The organism is Bacteroidia bacterium, assembly GCA_040880525.1.
In the GTDB taxonomy this organism is placed as follows: Bacteria; Bacteroidota; Bacteroidia; order CAILMK01; family JBBDIG01; genus JBBDIG01.
In genome coordinates, this window is record JBBDIG010000006.1 from 1 (window position 1) to 20,778 (window position 20,778).

15 protein-coding genes are annotated in these 20,778 nt (G+C 44.4%); 2 read left to right on the forward strand and 13 right to left on the reverse strand.

Going from position 1 to position 20,778, the window contains the following annotated elements; all coding sequences use genetic code 11:
- Positions 1-388: 388 nt before the first annotated feature.
- The 9 genes from WD077_01095 to WD077_01135 are packed head-to-tail and all read right to left on the reverse strand — an operon-like array spanning position 389 to position 11,868.
- Positions 389-1,147: a WecB/TagA/CpsF family glycosyltransferase gene (locus tag WD077_01095; GenBank protein MEX0965805.1), complete on the reverse strand. Its 759-nt coding sequence runs from the start codon at positions 1,145-1,147 to the stop codon at positions 389-391.
- Positions 1,148-2,323, reverse strand: a complete 1,176-nt coding sequence (locus WD077_01100) for a glycosyltransferase family 4 protein (GenBank protein MEX0965806.1) — start codon at positions 2,321-2,323, stop codon at positions 1,148-1,150.
- Positions 2,320-3,504: a glycosyltransferase family 4 protein gene (locus WD077_01105; GenBank protein ID MEX0965807.1), complete on the reverse strand. Its 1,185-nt coding sequence runs from the start codon at positions 3,502-3,504 to the stop codon at positions 2,320-2,322. Before WD077_01105 ends, WD077_01100 begins: the two co-directional genes overlap by 4 nt.
- Positions 3,504-4,739, reverse strand: coding sequence for an O-antigen ligase family protein (locus WD077_01110; GenBank protein ID MEX0965808.1), 1,236 nt, complete (start codon positions 4,737-4,739; stop codon positions 3,504-3,506). The genes WD077_01105 and WD077_01110 overlap by 1 nt, the downstream gene beginning before the upstream one ends.
- 3 nt (positions 4,740-4,742) lie before the next feature.
- Complete coding sequence (locus WD077_01115; GenBank protein MEX0965809.1) at positions 4,743-5,876, reverse strand: Wzz/FepE/Etk N-terminal domain-containing protein; 1,134 nt, start codon at positions 5,874-5,876, stop codon at positions 4,743-4,745.
- Positions 5,877-5,890: 14 nt separating this feature from the next.
- Complete coding sequence (locus WD077_01120; GenBank protein ID MEX0965810.1) at positions 5,891-7,165, reverse strand: glycosyltransferase family 4 protein; 1,275 nt, start codon at positions 7,163-7,165, stop codon at positions 5,891-5,893.
- A gap of 1 nt (position 7,166) precedes the next feature.
- Entirely contained in the window at positions 7,167-8,093 is a 927-nt protein-coding gene (locus tag WD077_01125; GenBank protein MEX0965811.1) for a glycosyltransferase family 2 protein, read from the reverse strand.
- Positions 8,093-9,514, reverse strand: coding sequence for an oligosaccharide flippase family protein (locus WD077_01130; protein MEX0965812.1), 1,422 nt, complete (start codon positions 9,512-9,514; stop codon positions 8,093-8,095). The genes WD077_01125 and WD077_01130 overlap by 1 nt, the downstream gene beginning before the upstream one ends.
- A gap of 14 nt (positions 9,515-9,528) precedes the next feature.
- Positions 9,529-11,868: an SLBB domain-containing protein gene (locus WD077_01135; protein MEX0965813.1), complete on the reverse strand. Its 2,340-nt coding sequence runs from the start codon at positions 11,866-11,868 to the stop codon at positions 9,529-9,531.
- 453 nt (positions 11,869-12,321) lie between these two features.
- On the opposite strand from WD077_01135, the gene WD077_01140 reads away from it, so the two are divergent.
- Positions 12,322-13,866: an AbgT family transporter gene (locus tag WD077_01140; protein ID MEX0965814.1), complete on the forward strand. Its 1,545-nt coding sequence runs from the start codon at positions 12,322-12,324 to the stop codon at positions 13,864-13,866.
- A 188-nt stretch (positions 13,867-14,054) separates the two neighbouring features.
- Here WD077_01140 and WD077_01145 read toward each other — a convergent pair whose 3' ends face one another.
- The 4 genes from WD077_01145 to carB form a co-directional block, all read right to left on the reverse strand.
- On the reverse strand, positions 14,055-14,243 hold the full coding sequence (locus tag WD077_01145; protein MEX0965815.1) for a hypothetical protein: 189 nt from the start codon (positions 14,241-14,243) through the stop codon (positions 14,055-14,057).
- 389 nt (positions 14,244-14,632) lie between these two features.
- Positions 14,633-15,046, reverse strand: a complete 414-nt coding sequence (locus WD077_01150; protein MEX0965816.1) for a hypothetical protein — start codon at positions 15,044-15,046, stop codon at positions 14,633-14,635.
- 332 nt (positions 15,047-15,378) lie between these two features.
- On the reverse strand, positions 15,379-15,624 hold the full coding sequence (locus WD077_01155) for a DUF4834 family protein (protein ID MEX0965817.1): 246 nt from the start codon (positions 15,622-15,624) through the stop codon (positions 15,379-15,381).
- Between the two features lie 16 nt (positions 15,625-15,640).
- Complete coding sequence (gene carB / locus WD077_01160; protein ID MEX0965818.1) at positions 15,641-18,454, reverse strand: carbamoyl-phosphate synthase large subunit; 2,814 nt, start codon at positions 18,452-18,454, stop codon at positions 15,641-15,643.
- A gap of 545 nt (positions 18,455-18,999) precedes the next feature.
- Here carB and WD077_01165 point away from each other — a divergent pair.
- Positions 19,000-20,775: a T9SS type A sorting domain-containing protein gene (locus WD077_01165; protein MEX0965819.1), complete on the forward strand. Its 1,776-nt coding sequence runs from the start codon at positions 19,000-19,002 to the stop codon at positions 20,773-20,775.
- The last annotated feature ends 3 nt before the right edge of the window (positions 20,776-20,778 follow it).

Below are 20,778 nucleotides of genomic sequence, written 5' to 3' on the forward strand. Positions count from 1 at the left end.
GTAGTGTAAAAAAATTATTCACTTCTCAAAAGACAGAGTTTAAATTACACCCTCCTATGACAATACGGACGTAGGTTTACCGACATTCCATAGATCTGAAAAGCTGCTCTTCCGTTGCATTATGATTATAAATTACCTTCATCCAGTAAATAGCATCCTGATGTGTTTAGAACCCGGCTACAAATATCCGGCTTTGTATCTATAGAACAACTCTTTTCAAACGAACTATTGCACAAAATCTTACAGACCCATGAAATAAAAATGGAGACAAGCGACAAAAATATGCGTTAACAATTCTTTTTTCGATCTTATGGAACTAAAATAAGAACATCCGCTGTTACCATTTAATACCGAAATCGCCTAAGCATCTATACCCAATAATTTTTCTTTATCCAAGATATTTTATCCTTACCCATTGCCTGATTATCAATATCGAAAAATAGAAATTGGTTGAAAGGTATCTCTTAAAAAGTCTCCTGGGTTCTTGCATGAATCTGTAAAACCATTCCAATCCATTCTTACGCATCCAAGCCGGAGCCATGCGCTGGGTTTGAGCAAAAATGGGAAATGCTGCACCTACCCCCAGCAGGATTGCATTGATCTTACTGCTGTTTTCCGCCATCCATTTTTCCTGCTTTGGGCAGCCCAATGCAACCAAAACAATTCCGGCCCCGGACGAATTAATGCGATCGATGTCCTGCCGGATCTCGGTCTCCGATAACTGCCGGAATGGCGGGGAAAATACTCCTCCCACAATCAGGCAGGGTAATTCAGTACTGATGCGTTTCTGGATTGCCTGCAAAATTTCCGGAGTAGAACCATACAAGTAGACAGTAACTTTTTCGGCTTCTGCCTTTTTCAGGATCGCGGGCATAAAGTCCATGCCGGCAATACGCTCCTGGTTGATTCCGTGCATCAGCTTTACAGCTTTTTGCAGCGGTACACCATCGGCCAATGTATAAACTGAACTATTCACAATTTGCTGAAATCCTTTATCCTCATGCGCTTCAATTGTCATATGGCTGTTCGCAAAGCAGGCATAACCTTTCTGGTGGTTTTTGCCCATTTGAATTACTTCATTCAGCAATTCATTAAAGCCAATAATGCTCACCCCAAGGCTAATGATATGTTTTTTAGGAAATATCATTTAAAGCATATTGACTTTTGCCGTTTCTCCTATCACCTTTTTATAGATCTTTATTAGTATTTCATAATTAGTGTCAGCCGTATATCTTTTTTCAAAAGTTTGTCTTGCCTGCTTGCCCAGTTCATTCATTCTGCCAGGATGGTTCACCAGTTCGCTTACCTTAGCCACTAAATCATCGGGGTTCCCTGTTTCGAAGAAAAGTCCGTTCAGCTTATCTTCAACCATGTTTTTCATATTTCCCAGGTGGCTGGCAATCACAGGTTTTCCGCATGCAAAAGCTTCAATGATGGTAAGTGGAAGTTGCTCGTAGCACAAGGATGGGAACACCATAAAACTGCTTTCCCTGATGCGCTCTATCACCTGCTGATGAGGCAGTTTACCGAGAAATCTAATGTTTGGATAATCGGCTTTCTTTACATCAATTATTACTTCTCCGACAATATTGAATTCCAAATCAGGAAGTTTTCTTGCCGCCTGAAGAATTATCTGCGCTCCTTTAGCCTCCTCGAACCTGCCCACGAAAATTGCTGATCCGTCACCGGAGTAATCGGGGTCAGGATCTGAAAACAGGAAGTTTGGTTTTAGCCTGATCTTTTCTGCTGCAAGTCCCGCCTGCACAAATTTTTGCTTGGAAAATTCGCTCAGGCAAATAAATGCATCTACCAGTTTGTTCCAGGTGTTCCTTTTCTGATGGGTTGTTATCATGTGCTCAACCGCCAGTGACTGTACGGCAGAATCCCGGTAGCACTTGTAACGAACTGCATTGAAATTAGAATGATGCAGGCACTTTTCACAAGCCTGACCATCACGCAGAAAGATACCATTGGCGCACATCAAACGGAAATTGTGCAGCGTCTGCACCACCGGCACTCCTTCATTTTTGCAGGCCTGGTAAACAGAAGGCGAAATAAGCGGAAAGAAGTTGTGAACGTGGCAGACATCAGGTTTCTCTCTTCTGAGCAAAACAGTAACTTCCGGAATGGTGTCTTTATTCCAGGTTGTCTTCCACATGAGCGACAGTTTTTGACCGGCACTCATTTTATCAATAGCGGAGTTATCCTTTTCATAGCGAATTACCTGATGGCCGTTGCTCTCCAACAGGTTTCTTTCGTTTTCGCAGGCCTGGTCTTCTCCACCGGAGAATTTATAGAAATTATGTACCTGTAATATTTTCATTCCCCTTCTTCTGCAAACTGCATTTCAAAATTTTCCTGAATGGTGTAGTTTATTCCACGGCTCATCTGCTTAACCATGTTTTCCAATGCGCATTCCTGGCGCATAAGGTTAATGGTATTTTGTTGCATTCTACTACGGTGCAGGTCATCCTTCAGGTAACTTCCGATCCATGCCGCCATATCATCCAGGTCATCGTTTTTTGCCAAATAACCGGTTTGGTTCTGCACAATATTTTCCGCTTCCGGGCTGTGGAACGGGCCATTTTCTCCTTGCCGGAAAGAAACCACCGGGCAGCTAAAGCAGAAGGCATGATTAACCGAAAGCCCGAGATAACCCGGCATTACCATGAGGTCAGCCGCGTAAAGAAACTTTCCTGACTCAACGGGATCATGAATACTGCCATGGAGGAAAACCTGCCCCCGCAGCTTTTTCTCAATGATCAATTGCTCAATAGCCTCCTTTTCCGGACCGTCACCGATGAAGTGAACGGCAACATCTTTAACTCCCTGTTCCCGTAGCTTTATAAGCAGGTTTAACAGGATTTCAGGTCGCTTTTCCTCAAGCAGCCTTCCAATGAAGACCAGGTTGTACCGGTGCCGGAATCCAATTGCTGCTTTCACCTGTTCCCTGCCCCGCTCGTCCAGCTCTTCCTTAATTCTCAGGAAACGATCTGTGTCAATGGTGTTCCTGGCAACAAATAGTTTTTCCGCAGGCAAGTGTTTTTTTAGCACATCCTGCATCTGGTTTCCGTAAAGGATCACCGCATCAGCCTTTCTCATCAGGAACAGCCGCAGTTTATCGCCCGGGGAGTTGGGGTTGAAACCTTTTGTACGGTCAAAGCCGTGGCCCCAGAAGATAAATTTGATGCCCAGCAGTTTTGCCAGAATGAAACTGAAATACATTGATACCGCCCCAAGTGCAATTTCATGGATAATGACCTTCGGCCTGAACTTCAGAATTACCGCAAGTACATTCTGGAATACAGTGGTTTCTTTCGGGAGATAATGAAATGCAGGGACTTCTTCAGCGTAATTTGCACTCACCTGCCTGATCCCGCTCTTATTCTTTGAGTACAGCAGTTTGAGATCGAACCGCCTGGCTAAACGGTCGAAAACAGGTTTCCTGTAATCCGAGAATATCCGCTGTAATATGAGTACCTTTTCCTTCACCTTCCTGTCCATTAATACGTCAGCTTAATTGTTTCCTGCTTTGGAGCATCCTTAGTAGGATAGTTGAAATAACCCAGGAAGAAGAACAGGAACATGATCTCGAAGTAAATCGACACGTTGTCTGTCAGAAATAATACGTTAAGGAACAGCATGAGCACCAGGTTCTTACTATTGACCATGCTGAACCGGTAGAATGCGAAAATCCAGACGCAGAACAGCACAGGGCCAAATTCCAGGAAGTATTTCAGCAGGTCTGAATGGATATGGGCAAGGCCAATATCTGCTTCAGCTAAGATCTGTGAGGTTTTCCCCAGCCCAATTCCCAAAAGCGGAACACGTTCTAAAGTTTCCAACACGGTATTGTAAGCGTTTAACCGGCCCATGAAAACCATATTAGCCGGCAGGCCGGTGACATCCTGAATGGCACTATTAAAAATGCCCCGTGAGAGCATAAACTGCAAGGCTATTACAGCCAGGTTCAATCCCACCATTGTGGCAGGGAACAGATTCCGCTGGTTCAGGATAGAATGGAATGTCTTTAATTGAAGCAGCCAATAAATTAAAATGCTGACTCCGATTCCGGCAAGAGCAATGCGCTTAAAAGCCAAAATGGAAAGGAACAGGCTGAGCAGGAAATACCTTTTCTTTTTAGTGGTGAAGAAATAAATGGTGAAGAAGCTTAAGGCAAAAGTATAAGCGCCTCCTTCCGTCCCGATATCGCTGGTAATAATGCCCAGCAACAAGCGTGAAGGATCTTTGGCAATACTGCTAATCGTTGACACCGTCTGTTGCCCTCCGAACAGCAGGTAGCCCAGCACCACGCCCCAGAAAATGATAATGGCCCCGGTGTGCAGATGATCACGCGTTCCCGTTTCTTTATCATCGTGGAGATAGGTGAGGCCGTACATAAAAATGAGCGGGGCCAGGATGAAATATGCCTCTTGGAAAAACCGCAAATAAATTTCTCCATGCCATAGAAACGTGAGAAACGAAATCGCAATCAGGAACAGGAACAGTTTCAGGAAAGAGTAGATCACATTCTTCTGAAGCTTGATATTCCTAACGGAAAGCACGAGGAAAATGAGCGCTGTACTCAGTACAGGCAACATGTATCGCATATAATGCACGTTCGGCAAAACGGGCATTAGCGCCAGCACAAGTGCATACGGAGTCAGGAACAGCAGGAAAAGTGGCAATCTGCGCCTTCCAGTACTTTCTTTTAGCGTATGTGCATATTCCTGGTGCAAAATCTATTTCCCGCTTTCTTTGGTGTTGAGGTAAAATGCTTTCAGATAGATGTAGAGCACAGCAATGACCAAACCTGCCAGGGTGAAACTCAACACCACCATTGCCCTAGAAGGGCCGCTATTGTTGTTGGGCAGCACAGGTGGTTCCAGCACTTTGAATACAGGTGTCACATGCTGTACCTCTATCCGGGATTGCTCCAGCCGCTCGGCCAGGTTCTGGAAAACCCCGAAATGCAGGTTATGATCGGCTACATAGCGTTGCTCCCGCATTTCGGCAACTTCAGTCGCCAGGTGGCGGTTTTTGTCGCGGAAAGAAGCCAGCCGTTCCTGCGCCTCTTCGAATTTGATCTTGGCTTCGGCATACCTTTTCTCCACAAACTCCATGTCCTGGATGGCTTTTTCAGTCTTGTAGTCGGTAATATAAAGCGTCAGGTATTCCACTGATTTTTTCGTTAAAACCGTGGCTGCATAAGGGTCAGGCATTTCTATCCTGACGGTGGCGAGGCCGGTATTCTCGTCAAGGCTCACTTCCATATTTTCAGCGAGTATGCCAAGAACTTCCTCCTGTTCAAGATCCAACACAATGGCGGTGTCTCCATTTAACCTGGCTGAATTACCCCTGGAAGCAGGGGCAGTGCCGGTGAATATTTTTTTGATCCTGGAAGGAAGGCCGATGGTGTAGCCAAGTATCACCTCTCCGGCTGAAGGCTTCTTTATTTCAGTGTAGTAGAGGTAGGGAGTTACCACAGAATCAATCGAGGAAAAATAAACCGGTTCATGCATGAGTGAAAGCAGAAAGGGTTTGCTTTTGATGATCTCAGGGTAGAGCATTGGGTCCATGTAGCTGTTGGCCGCTCCGCCCAGATCGAGACCGCTCATGCTGCTGAATCTTTTCAGCAAGCCACTGGCCTGGTTTTCCTTTGCCTTGCTGAGTTCGGGCAATAAGACAGCCTTCGCCTGGTAGCTTCTTGGCAACAGGAACGCCACCACAATCCCCAGCACGAAAAAGATCAGCGCTACTTTGATGACCAGCTTCCTGTGGCTGCGTAGCTTGTTAAATATTTCATAGACCGTTACCTCGATTGAATTACCGGTCCTGTTCATCTCTTGCATTTCTTCTATCCTTTCTTCCTTCACGTTCTGATGTTTCGCTACTTATTCTTCAAATGGCTGTAAACGTAGTAGAGGTATGGGTTTTGGTGAATTTTGGCTTTGAGCTTTACACTTAATTCCACACTGCCATAGGCACCCTGCAGCTCTTTCTGTACGGCCTTCCGTGAGATTTTAGTCGGAATATCCATGCGTTCAAGGGCTTCAGCTCGCGAGGTATTATCAGCATTGGACATGAAAACCCCGATAATCTTTTTCATCCGTTTCATCACCGCTTCGCGGGAATAACGCTCCATGATCAGTTCGCGGGATCTGCCTGCCGCTTTAGTTGATAATACCCTGTTGTGGTAAAGCTTATAGATCATCTCCTGCATGGTCTTCACATTATTCACCACCACTCCGCCCTGGCCGTTCTGTACCACTTCAATCTGGGTGTTGTGAAACTGTGGTGTGCTTAGGGTGATGACGGGAGTCCGGCACAGCATAGCTTCAGCATTCACGTTCCCGAAACTTTCCCCGATCCTGGACATGTGTACGAACAAGTCCATGCAGTTGTAGATCCCCCTCAGGTAGGCATCATCATCCACTCGCTCTTTAATAATGATGCGTTCTTTGATCTCCGGCTCCTCAATCCTCCTTATGGCATCAGTGATATTCTTTGGCGGCCCTACCATTACCATGTAAATATCTTTGATCTCACTGGCGAGATTGCGAAAAATATCCACATATTCAATTTTCCAGGAAGCTTCGTTTGGCTGCCCAATCCTGCCAAGCACAAAGGCGCTTTCCGGAATTCCTAATTTGTTCCTGAACACATTTATTTCATTTTTGCTGAGCGGGTAAAATTCATCCTCGATCATCATATTCGGGACGAATGTGGCTATGTGCTGGCTGCGATTCAGCTTATTCCAGGATTTGTATCGCCACAGGCACCATTTGGAGAGGACAAAGGTGCAATCCACCAACTCATCATCTTTGGAGAAGTTGGGCCAGGCAAAGGAGTTTAAATCAAATACAAGACATTTCTTTTTATCTTTAATTTTTCTAACTAAATTAAAAACAGGCTTACCTTTTCCACCATGCCTGTGTAAATGCAAAATATCAGGGCTGAACGAAACGATCTGGCGCATACAGTCCTGGTTTTCTGCATAATATACCTGCACATCCGTCCCTGGCAACTGATCCATATCCGAATTTTTTTTCAAAACACAAATTGCTGATTCATACCCATATTCCCGGTATGCCACTGCGAAATTCCTGGCCACCCGCTGAATACCTCCATTGCCTAATGAATCAACTATGGTAAGAATTTTCATATTATTTATACTCTTTATAAGCATAATTTGCAATTGCCATAAAACCGCCTAAACCGCGAGCCAGAAACTGCAATACCTTCACAGCAAGTTCCTTTCGTCCTAATATCCACAGAAATGGAATAAACAGGCAAAGACACAGAAATTCGATGGTGCGACCTGCGCTTTTTAAAATTACTGTAAATATGCTTCCCACACTCTTCTGATGTTCTTTTAAATATTGCAGATGAGAATTATTGCTTAGCCTGAACTGTCTCTGAAACAACCATTTTACACTACCCCTATCAGTACTAATATGTTCATAAACAACCGCATTCCGTACCCATCTGATTTTGCCTCCTTTTTTTACTATACTTTTAAAGAAACGATAATCCTCGCCTCCTGTTAAATTATATTCAAGATTAAATTTCATATCAAACTCCTCAATTAGTGAATACTTAAAGATAACATTGTTAGTAGCTGAAGATCCCTTGAACGCGCCATCTACTTCGCTTGCGGCTGCGAAAAATCCTCCTCTTTTAACCCAATCCTGTGTAGCTGCATTGAATTTTGGATAAACAGGGCCTGTAAATACATCTCCCTCATATTTACTTATTGCCAGGTGCATTTCAAAAAGCCATCCCGCATCTACTACCTCATCATCATCAACAAATGCCAGCCAGGTAGTTTCGTCCGAAGCTTCACGAAGTGCACGATTTCGTACATAGCTGATGCCTTTCTGTTCCTCTGCGAAATAATGAACCACCATCCCTGACGTGGCGCTGAAATCTCTGCAAGCATTCTTCGTCTCATCACTGCATTCATTATCAATGATCACGATCTCAAGCCGGTAGCCCACCGGTATTTCCATGCAGGCCAGGCTTTCCAGCAATTGTTGAAGGAGTAATATCCGCTTATAGGTTGCAATACAAACTGTTATCAATTGCTGCATTATTCTGAATTTAATTTGTTTAATAGCAGCGTTCTTAGGTTCATAATATTAAATATCATTAAAAAAAATAAAAAGATGCTCCCGGCAATTAATAGTTGCAATGTGAGATGCCAAATGCCTGGTTCCGGATCCCACAATACCAGCGGAATGCACATCATCAGCGATCCGCCCAGGATCAAAATCATATCTTTCCATGCCACCTTTGGGAACGGATAAGCCCGCACAACCAAAACAGCACTGGATAACAAACCCACGACAAAAGCCACGAGGGTTGCTATAGCGGCTCCAAGAATTCCATAAACAGGGATTAACCAAAAATTCAAAATAATATTTACAATAGCCGCCAACAGGGAGGGCCAAATTTGCAAATGAGTTTTCTTAGCTATTTGAAATCCGGTATCTACATAAAATGATTTAAATGCATAAATTAAAGCGGCCACAGCGATCCAGGGAATCAGTTCGATAGCATCATTTTTAAATGCCGATCCGATAAAGACGTAACTAATATTTTCTCTGAGGGCGATAATTCCCAGGCAGGATGGTATTCCGATGAGGGCAATCAAAAGGCCGGTATTCCTGAGTTCAATGTTGGCGCTTTTCATGCCCTTATTGTCGAAGGCTCTTAAAATTAAAGGATTGCTGCTGGTGCTGATGATCATAAGAAGGGCTGACACTGACCGCCACGTAAACTGATAAGCGGCTGAATATTGCCCTACCTCCTCATTTCCCAATAAATATGCAATAATGAACCTGTCAGAACTATTCACGATAAAATTCAGGGCAAACGAAACGATAAACGGAGAACCATATATAAATAAGGTTTTTATCAATGAAACATCCAATTTCATCCTCACAGGTTTCCATACTTTAGAAGAAATGAAGAGGGAAGCCAGCACCGATCCGGCAAGCAAACCGGAAAGCGGAGCCAGAGCCCCGGCTCCGGAATAGGCCAAACCGCCTCCAACAGAGATATAAACGATCGCCCGCAAGAGGAACAGAATACTATAGGTAACCGGTTTTAAATTTCCCCGCAGAACATTCACCGTTAAATTAAAAAAACCTTCAGCCCAAATGATGGGTAGCCCGATGAGCGCCAGTGTTTGCCACTCAAAACTGAGAAAAGGTACCACTGCCGCAGAGATAACAGCGGTAATAAAAATGCTCCATACAAAAGTGGTGAGTACGGTCCTGAGAAGGCGATCGCTCGCTGTGGCATCTTTTGATTGGATAAAACGCAAATGAGCCAGAATGAGCCAATCATAAAATATGGAACCGGTAATGCTTGCCACCGAAAGAACCAGCGCATATTCACCAAACTCAGCCGGGGTAAGGTAAGTGGTGAAGAGCGTAATGGCCAGCAATGAAACAATACTGGGTACACCTTTTCCGATGGTATAAATAAAACTGTGCTTCAGAAGCATATTGCCACCACCTTTTACCTGCCTATTATACTAACTATTAATAAACTTATGGTAGCAAGCCCGGTGCTGATACCTATCACCTCCTGTGCAGAGAGTTTGGTTCGTTCCGGCTCTTCAGGAACGAAAATGGTGGAGCCGGGCGTCACCTTAGGATAATTATTAAATACCAGAAATTTCCTCGTGCGGTCGGCAGACCCATCCGGGTAACGAACATAGACCTTCCGCTTACGAGCCACTGAAGTAAATCCGCCTGCGCTCGCGATGTAATCACGGAAGCCGAAGTTTCTTTGATATTTGATGGCGACCGGATTTAAAACTTGACCTTTTATTGCCACCGTTTGCAGCTCTTTGGGAATATGAATGCGGTCTCCGGGCAACAAGTATAAATCAAATTTAGAATGCGGTTTTTCGAGAATGGCTACCAGGTTAATTCCTATCTGCGTAGTATCGCCCCAAATGGTCCTTTCCAGGGTTGCTCCTTCAGGATAAGCATAATGGGTAAGGCCACCCGTTCGCAGGATCAGATCAGATAAATGCTCGTCTTTGCTCTGAAGAGCATAGGAACCGGGATAGAGTACTTCACCAGAAATAGCCACAGATCTTTGCACTTGATACCCAGGATATTCCCGCACATAAACCTGGTCAAAAGGCTGTAAAATAAATTTTGCTTCAGAACTGCCTAACTCCAATTGTCCATCAACCGAAAACTGGAAAACCTCGGCAATTTCATCAGAGGTGGCTCCCACACCTTCTTTCTTCAGGCGCCTGGCTACCTCGATTCTCGATACCGAAGCTGCTTCAGAAAACCCTCCCGCCATCAGGATCAAATCCTCGAGAGACATATTGTCCATGTATGGAAATGTTGACGGAGCCTGCACCGCACCATAAATACTTACATGATAGTCCTCCTTTAAATCATATTTGGAAGAAATGTGGATTACATCTTCCCGTTCAAGCAAGATATCCTTTGTGGGATCCTGCAACATTTCCCGAAGGTTGAAAGGAATAACCTCCGTGGAATAATCATCTCTGGTACGGAAAATAATGGCCCTTCCCAGAAAGGCATCTTCGCGAAGGCCTTCCGCTTTTTCCACCAGGTTGATGACTGTGAGGCCTTCCGTAAGTTGATATTCACCGCTGCGATATACAGCTCCTTTAATTTCCACACGGTTTTCATACCTGTTCAGGATTGATTCTACTTCCACGATGTCCCCATTTTTTAAGGAAAATTGTTGAAAGGCTTCCTGTGGAACATCCTCAATCCGTCTTTCACGTGATGTTTTGCGGTGGACCTTCAGGCGGTGGGTATATGCCTGGTCTGTGAATCCAGCAGCATATTCAATTAATTGATCCAGATTCTCGCCTTCTTTTACTTCATATATCATCGGCCGCTTCACCGCGCCCTTTACTTCCACCCTTTTCTGATAAGGATTTACCCGAATAATATCCTGATCCTCCACATAGATGTTATTCTCCTGTTTGCCTCCCAGCAGGAAATCATACACGTCTATCGTGGTTATCACTTTATTCTCCCTGATCACCTCAATGTCTCTGAAGCTGCCATTTAGCGCAGGGCCGCCAGAAAGATAAAGCGCATTAAAGACGGTGGCCAGAGCTGGCAATGTATAAGTTCCCGGCACCCGGACTTCGCCAAGAAGCGTCACCTTCACGCTCCTCACTTTGCCAATCCCGACCTGCGCATAAGTAGCCGGACGCGGACCTTTCAGACCTGTATAGATTTCTGACAGCCGGTCAATGATCTTTCTGGATGCCTGCTCCATGTTGAGGCCGCTAACGTAAACAGGTCCTAAGTTGCTGATGTTAATGCTGCCTTCGCGCGAAACCTGGAGCCGGTAATTCTGGCGGCTGTCACCCCAAATATCTATCACCAATTCATCTCCCGGCCCAAGCTGATAACTTCTGGGAGTGGGAATATTCAGGCTCGGCTCAAAGGTGAGCTTTTCACTGCTGAAGAGCGATGTACCGAAAATCCGGTTCAGATCAGCCGGAGTCTCTATTGAGGCTTGGCGTTCACTGGTTATATTTTCCTTTGTCAGATCCTCGTCCACACTTCCCTGCAACTCGTCAGTACCCTTTTGGCGGTCTATATTTGTAAGGCGCTGCTTCAGCCTGGCAATTTCTGCTTCAGGCATTCCTTTCAACCGGGCAAGGTTCATCAACTCCTGCTCGGTCATATCGCTCCGCTCAACTTCCGTTGCGATTTGCCTTATCTGCTGATCTGTAAGCGCCTCAACATCAATTTGAGACAGGTCTCTATCCAATAAATTATATTCCTGGGCATAAGCATGCGTATAGCTGAGTGCTATTACGATTAATATAAAAAAGTACTTCAAAGCTTTTAATACATTTCATTCAACCAAAGTCCTGGCCCCATACGAAAAACCGTGCAAATATACCCTGATGTCCCGTTTTATGAATATGACATTTTCCCTGCGACTGAGCAACAGCATCATTGCAAAAAACTAATATACCGGGTAAAATGCGACAATTCAATATCATCTTAAAACTGAGTAACTTTTAGTAGAAACCGGTTTCTATTAAAAACCTTGATTACTTTTTTTCTTGATTTCCTCCAATTTAAATATTAAAAGTAAAGCATTTTATTTTTTAGTCTTAATATATAATTCTGATAAAAGAAAACCAATTCTAACTGAGATAAACTTGCAAGATAAAGCAAAATAAAACGCCTTCTGATAGCCAGGCGTGGGCGAATCTGTTAATCAATTTTGGTGCTTTCGGTATTTAGTTCATCCAAAAACATAATTTTGGCGCCAAACATATAAGCAATGGAACAAACGACTACGCAACGAGGCCTCCTCGCCAAATCCCTGGATTTTATAGAAAAAGCAGGCAATAAGCTGCCAGATCCGGCCATCCTGTTTTTTGTGCTGATGATCCTTATCTGGATATTATCTGCCTTCCTTTCCAATCTGCATTTTGCTGAGTTAGATCCACGAACAGGAGAATCACTGATCGTAAACAACCTGCTGACAGGAGATGCGCTGGCCAACTTCCTGGCCTCTATGGTAACTGTATTTACCTCTTTTGCGCCTCTGGGGATTGTACTCGTTGCGATGCTGGGTGTGGGTGTGGCGGAATATTCCGGCTTCATCAATGCCGGGCTGAAAACAGCGTTGGGCGTTACACCCCGTACACTCGTTACTCCTATGTTGATTTTGGTGGCCATTGTATCCCACACGGCAACGGATGCCGGTTATGTGCTGGTCATCCCGCTGGGTGGAGTGATATTTTACGCAGCCGGACGACATCCGCTGGCGGGCATTGCGGCAGCATTTGCGGGAGTTTCCGGAGGGTTCAGTGCCAACTTTGTTCCCTCGGGCATTGATCCGCTCCTGATGGGTTTCACGCAATCTGCGGCACAAATCCTGGATCCGGAAATTCAGCTCAACCCGCTGAATAACTGGTTCTTTACCTCCGCCTCCTCCCTGCTGATCGTTTTATTGGGCTGGTATATCACTGATAAAATTGTGGAGCCCCGGCTGAGCAAAGTAGAATTGGATGATGATATAGAGGATGTGCCTACAATGAATGAACTCACGCCCAAAGAAAAGAGTGCATTTTGGGCATCTATTGCTGCTATGGTCGTGATGCTTGCAGGACTATATTTCTGGGCGGCTCCGGCTGGCTCTGCCCTGCGTGCGGAAGATGGCGCGGTCACTTCATTTGCCGCGCCCCTCATGCGATCTATTGTGCCTTTGATCTTTATCATTTTTCTCGTTCCGGGGGTGATGTATGGCATGATGGCGGGCACATTCAAAAACTCGAAGGAGATTATAGATAGCATGTCAAAATCAATGAGCGGAATGAGTTACTATATTGTGATGGCTTTTTTCTGTGCATTGTTTATTCATGCCTTTACCCAATCTAATTTAGGTGCATTGTTGGCACTGAAAGGCGCAGATTTCCTGAAGGAGCTTAATCTGCCCGGCCAGATCACCATAGTTGGCATCATATTGCTCACGGCTTTTGTAAACCTTTTTGTGGGTTCAGCCTCTGCTAAATGGGGGCTGATCGCGCCCATCTTCGTTCCTATGCTGATGCAGCTTGGTTTCTCACCTGACCTCACTCAGGCGGCCTATCGTGTTGGCGATTCTGTTTCTAATATTGTTACACCGCTTATGCCCTACTTCCCGCTGGTGGTTGTATTCTGCCACAAGTATGTAAAGAAAACCGGGATCGGCACACTCATCTCTATGATGCTGCCCTTTTCCGTCATTTTCCTGATTTTCTGGACCGTCTTCCTCCTAATCTATTGGGGACTTGGTATTCCGCTCGGATTGCAGTCTACTTATGAATATTTACCGAAGTAAAGGCATAAGGCGCTGCTAGTATAATTTTCCATTTTGTGGGAAAGTTAAAAACCGGTACTGCAAAGAACTGCTCAGTAAATCGGAACTATGTGTTGGCTTATCTTAGGTTTGTTTCCTTCGGTCCCGAATTTTGGCCAATATGAAAATAGGAGTGGGAAATCTTGCGATAACCAATGCCTCCCTATGTTTTATACCCATCGTTGGGCTTCGTTTTTTATGAGCTCCGATAAAATATCGGGCACTTCAAGCATGAATATATGACTCCCCTTTTCGATAATGTAATCCGGTTTTTCTATTTTTTTATAGGGAACGTCCTGTCTCTCGAACCGTTTATCTACAAGAGTCTGATAGTTTCCGGTACTGCTGTGCCTTTCCATAAAGATAATTCCCGGAGTGCCCATTGAAAATAGTGATCAGAGTAGCGGTTTATCATACTTCTGAACAGATCTTTTTTCTCTTTGGTATCGAACCCATGAAGTTCCCCCCAAACGCTTACTGAGTTTGTGCTCCACTTTCGAATGGGCAGCCTGTGGAGACCACAAGGTTTGATGGTTCTTATCCAAAACGGCATATCCCTTCTTGATGCAATACTGGAAAGTTGCCAATATTAAGTGAATTTTCCTTTTATAACTCGTCCAGCAGATTCTTACGTTTTTTTTCAATTTATTTGAAGGGTCATCGAAAAGCCTTTGCGTTAATTATTGCGACAGTGTCGCAACAATTTGATTCCTGTAGGTAAATTTTCTTCTTTGCTATTTTATTCTAGTTAAAAATCAGCATCATTTATTACAAACTCCATTACTGCCGCGTTTCGTCCTGTTTCCCTATAATTCCAATTCTTTCTTAGTGAAACATCCTTTTTAATCAATAAGCTATCATGTAGTCTTATTACTTCTGTGTTAAAGATATAAACCATTTTAGTCTCATTTTCCGCGTCATATACTGAAGGGCTAATCTGAGTGAAAATAAATAATGTGTCTTTTTGATTGCTTTTTAAAATTATGGTGGTGTCTGTGGGATGCAAATCAGAAAAAAATTTTCCAAATGAAAAAGTAAATTTAATACTATCTGCTGTTTTGTTTTCAGCAGTATAATGAATGTAATTATATCTGTCACAAGAAGTCAAAAGAGCCCCAAGAATAATCAGGGATAAATATAATTTAATTTTCGTACCTTTCATATTTGTGATTGCTGAGACAACTGTTTAAAAAATGAGTAGGTTTATTTTTGATCATGATTCCTAATGTTTCGGTTTAAGTACCGCACCCACTCGCAAAGGATGAATCGGGCACGCAGTATATGTCTGGTTTTTATTTTCATTTTAATACGCCCAACGAGTCGACAAGCCCAACTGCGTTTATTCCCTCCACCTGAAACCGCTTCCATTCCCCCGTCCCTACCAGCCAAAAGTAACTAAAATTCCCTTGCGAGATCGCCCACCAGTCCCAGGCCAGGAAACCCAGCCTTTACAAATGCTGAAGCTAAAATATCAAGAAAACCCAAGTCTGGAAACTACCTCACCTCTTCATAGTCAATGTATTCCCCCGCTTCGTTTTTATCTTCACGGGGTTTTCTTTTTTCCTCTTTGGGGACGTATTCAATCTCGGTTTCGCCAGGGCGCCTGGGGGGTTGTTGCTGCTGGCGGTAGCGGGTTTGAGCATCGTTCATTCGCGAACGAATATGGTTTGCCGGCAGCAGGAAGTAATGATAAAAGCGCCAGGCAAGGATGATGAGCAATATTATGAGAAGGTAGATCATATTTCACTGGCCTTTTTCAGCGGCTCAGGTACATTGATTTTTGTTTATAAAGACTCCGGAAATATGAATCCTTGGTATCTTTTATAAAACGAATGGATTCTCCCGTGGATTTCATTTCAGGTCCCAATTCCTTATTTACATTTGGGAATTTGTCGAATGAAAAGACGGGCTCCTTAATCGCAAAGCCATGATCCCTGCGCTCGAAGTTGAAATCCTTCAGCTTATTCACGCCCAGCATTACTTTGGTAGCCATATTCAGAAAAGGAACATTATAGGCTTTACAAATAAAAGGCATGGTTCGGGATGCACGGGGATTGGCTTCGATAACGTAGACTTCGTCATTCCTTACGGCAAATTGCACGTTGAGCAAACCTTTCACATTTAATGCCAGTGCAATTTTCTTGGTGTACTCCTTAATGGTGTCAATTATGCGCGGAGAAAAGTCGTAGGGCGGCAGCACAGAATAGCTGTCTCCGCTGTGAATTCCCGCAGGTTCAATATGCTCCATTACGCCCATAACCAGTACCTCCTCACCATCGCAAATGCAGTCTGCTTCGGCCTCTGCCGCCCGGTCCAGGAAATGATCAATCAATACGCGGTTTCCGGGAATTTTGCGGAAAAGCTTAATAACGGTTGATTCTAGTTCTTCATCGTTTATCACAATTCGCATTCCCTGTCCGCCCAGCACATACGAGGGCCTTACCAGCACCGGGTAGCCAACCTCATTGGCCACCTTTATAGCTTCGTCAGGATTTTCAGAGACGCCATATCGCGGATAGGGAATTTCGAGTTCCTTCAGCAGGTCAGAAAATGAGCCCCGGTCTTCTGCCAGGTCCATATTCGGATAGCTGGTTCCCAGGATCGGAATGCCTTCTTTGGCAAATGTCTCTGCAAGCTTCAGGGCCGTCTGGCCTCCAAGCTGAACAATAATGCCTTCCGGTTTTTCATGCTCAATGATCTCACGGATATGCTCCCAGTATACCGGCTCAAAGTAGAGCTTGTCCGAAATATCAAAATCTGTAGAAACGGTTTCAGGATTGCAATTCACCATAATGGCCTCATAGCCTGCCTCGCGAATGGCCAGAATGCCATGCACACAGCAGTAGTCGAATTCTATTCCCTGGCCAATACGATTGGGGCCGGAACCCAGCACGATCACCTTTTTCTTATCTGTAACTATGCTCTCATTCTCCACCTCGAATGTGGAGTAGAAATAGTTCGTTTGCGATGGAAATTCAGCGGCACAGGTATCCACCATTTTATAGACGCGCTTTATTCCAAGCTTCATGCGCTTTTGGTATATCTCTTCTTCTTCCACGTCAAGCAAATACGCGAGTTGGCGGTCAGAATATCCCATCTGTTTCATTTCCCGCAGCAGATCGTCTGGTAGGTTATGCAGGCTGTATCGTCTCAGTTCATGCTCAGCATTCACGAGCTGCTGAATCTGAAGCAAAAACCAGCGGTCAATCCGGGTCAGCTTCCCAATGGAGGTAAGCGGCATCCCGAGTTCTATGGCGTGCTTAATATGAAACAGGCGGTCCCAGGATGGATTTTCCAGGCTCTCCACAATTTCCTCAAGTTGCTTTATCCGGTGGCCGTCAGCTCCAAGCCCGTCATGGCCATTTTCCAGGCTCTGACAGGCTTTTTGAAGTGCCTCCAAAAATGTGCGGCCAATCGCCATCACTTCTCCTACGGATTTCATCTGGAAGCCTAACTTGATATCAGACCCCGGAAATTTGTCGAAATTCCATCGCGGAATTTTCACTACTACATAATCCAGGGAAGGCTCAAAATACGCGGAAGTCGTTTTCGTAACCGGGTTCATTAACTCATCAAGGGTATAGCCGATGGCAAGCTTAGCCGCAATTTTGGCAATAGGATAGCCGGTAGCTTTGGAGGCCAGTGCCGAAGAGCGGCTTACCCGCGGATTGATCTCAATGGCTATGATCTCCTCATCTTCGGGATTCATGGCAAACTGCACGTTGCAGCCTCCGGCAAATTTTCCCAGGGATATCATCATTCGCTTTGCATAATCCCGCATTCGCTGGTACGCCCTGTCCGATAGCGTCATCGCAGGCGCAATCGTGATAGAATCACCCGTATGGATGCCCATTGGATCAAGGTTTTCAATAGTGCATATAATCGCTATGTTGTCATTATCATCGCGCAGCAATTCAAGTTCATATTCCTTCCAGCCAAGTACGGCCTGGTCTATCATCACTTCATGCACGGGCGATACTTCCAACCCTCGCTGTAGCAGCGCTTCATAAGTTTCTTTGCTTTTTACGATGCTGCCGCCTGTTCCACCCAGCGTGTATGAAGGGCGGATAACAAGCGGGAAACCGAGTTCCTGGGCTATTTCCTTTCCTTCTAAAAATGATGTGGCAATTTTTGATGCTGCCATAGGAATGTCAATGCTCACCATCAGTTGCCGGAAGCGTTCTCGGTTTTCAGTGCGCTCAATAGCCTCCATGTCAGCGCCAATGATCTTCACGCCATATTGCTCCCACAGCCCTGCTTCGTCAGCTTCCTTTGCCAGGTTCAGGGCCGTTTGGCCGCCCATCGTTGGCAACACTGCATCAATCTTATGTTCCTGCAGAATCTTCTCAATTGATTCGGTTGTGAGGGGCTCCAGGTAAATATGATCTGCGGTTACAGGATCGGTCATTATGGTAGCCGGGTTGCTGTTGATCAGCACTACTGTGATCCCCTCATCCCGGAGCGAGCGTGCCGCCTGGCTTCCTGAGTAATCGAATTCACATGCCTGACCGATAATGATGGGCCCGCTTCCAATGATCAGAACTGTCTTTATTGATGTATCCTTTGGCATTCTTTCAAAAAATTTGCGCAAAGGTAAAATTATGGGGCCACTACTATGGAACTGATTTCATTGTTGCCCTTTAAAAATTCGGCAAGTAGTGATCTGCAGCCTTAGTGCGCCCTGGTCCCTAATCTCGCACCATTTCACTCCCACATCAGGGCAGTGGCTATTTTTGTCCTTAATTATCTCTGAAAATGAATATTCATTTATAAAAATAGCTTTTACTACTTCGTGTAAGCAGATGAGCAATAGTCCAAAATCAATTGAGAAATCCGGTTTAATTTTTAGGTTTTAATAATTGAATTTAACGCTTTTAAATACTGTTTTATGATCAAAATCATAGTTCCGCCAATAGCAATGTGAGGTTTCATTTACGGATCTAAAATCAAATAATCTGTGAGCATACTTGTGTTTTAATTAAAGTCTATAGAGAAATCTTACAAATGTTTGCCAACTGTAGAATAGCAGTGGATTCCCACCTTTCCGGAGCCATACTTTTGACCCGAAATAAACAAAGCCGGAAAAGGCAATTCTATCACCATCAAATTTCTACAATGAAAAAACGCTTGCAAAACTCCCAACGCTTCGGACTGAAGTTCAAGATGAAGCCATTATTAATTGTCCTGGCTCTGACAGCCGTCACAGGAATAATGGTAACGGTGCTGTTCCTGGTATTTAATATTGGTACACCGCAGGCCAGCAGTGCCGCAGGAAATTGCGAAAGCTGCGATCAAACTATCAGTGGCAATCAAAACGGTAATTATACCGTCAATAATGGCCAAACGCTTTGCATCACCTCCTCCGGCTATTTTACCGGAAGCATCACGATTAATGATGGAGCGACCGTCTGTAACAACGGAACCTTCAGTCCGTCCTCAATTAACTTCGCAAATGATGCGGAACTGATCAACCACAATGTAGCTGAACTCCCAGGTAATTTCAATAACACCGGGAATATTCAGAATACAGGCGAACTCGCTTTTTCAGGCAATTTTACGAACAGCGGCATTTTTGAGAGTACAGGGATCATTGAGATTTCTGGTAATGTACTTAACAGCAGGTCTGGCGGCACTTCTATGGAAATTGCTAACACGGTAAAAGTTTCCGGTAATTATACCAATGAAAGTCCACTCATTAATAATGGCTTACTTGAAGTAAATGGTTTTTTCAGAAATGAAAACGCTGGAAGTGGAAGTTTTATCAATAATGACAGCCTATTTGTAGGTTCATATTTTATAAATGGAAATGATTTTACAAATAATGGCGGAGCAATAATCACCGGCAATTTTGACAATAACAGCTCCGGCTCCACGTCCCTGGTGAATAACGGGAACCTGTTGATTGGCGGAGATGTGGATAGTGATCAGCTTATTCAGAATAGTGGCCGATTTACCATTAACGGTAATCTGGAGATGAGCAACAGCGGCAATACCCGGACTATTAATGACAGTTTCTTCGTCATTAATGGTAATGTAACCAGCAACAATGTGATCACGAATAACAACCACATGCTCATTAACGGAATTTATACGAATCAAAAGTGGTCAGGGAAATTCATTGTAGGTCCTGAAAGTTTGCTAGAGGTGGATAGTTTCTACAATGAACATAATATAGAAAATACCAGCACACCTTACGGGCAGATCCTTGTAGGTAATTATATGAATAATAGTGGCAAAATCGCCCGCTACGTGGATATATGCAAAGTAAACAACGGGCCTGCCTTTGACGCAAATACCGGAAATGTGGATGACGATGTAACTTACTGCACGAACAACTCCCCGTTGCCGGTTGAACTGATTGCGTTCACCGCTAAAAAAGCTGAGGGAGTGGTACTGCTGGAATGGGCCACGGCCAGTGAAATCAATAATCGTTTATTTGAAATACAGCGAAAAGACGGAGATGACAATTTCAGCAAAATCGGAGAAATTGACGGGGCGGGAAATTCGCTCAGCATTCAGAAATATCAATATGCAGATGCTTCTGTACCTGCCGGCCAGGTAGTGTATTACCGCCTCCGCCAGGTGGATTATGACGGTGAATACGCTTATTCTAAAATTGCCGTATTGCAGGAAAGTAATGCCCCTTCCACGGAATATAGCATCAAGGTATTTCCAAATCCGGTAGCGGCAAATGAGCCGCTGAATATTGAATTAACGGGCAAGTGGAAGGCTGCCAGTTACGAGATTAAAAGCCTGGCCGGTGCCATAGTAGAACAAGGTAATTTATCCGCAGACGGCCAAATAGCTACCACCGGGATGAAACCTGGCTCCTATCTGGTAAGAATTTATAATAGCGAAAACTCCAGCCATACAAAAGTGGTAGTACGCTAACTT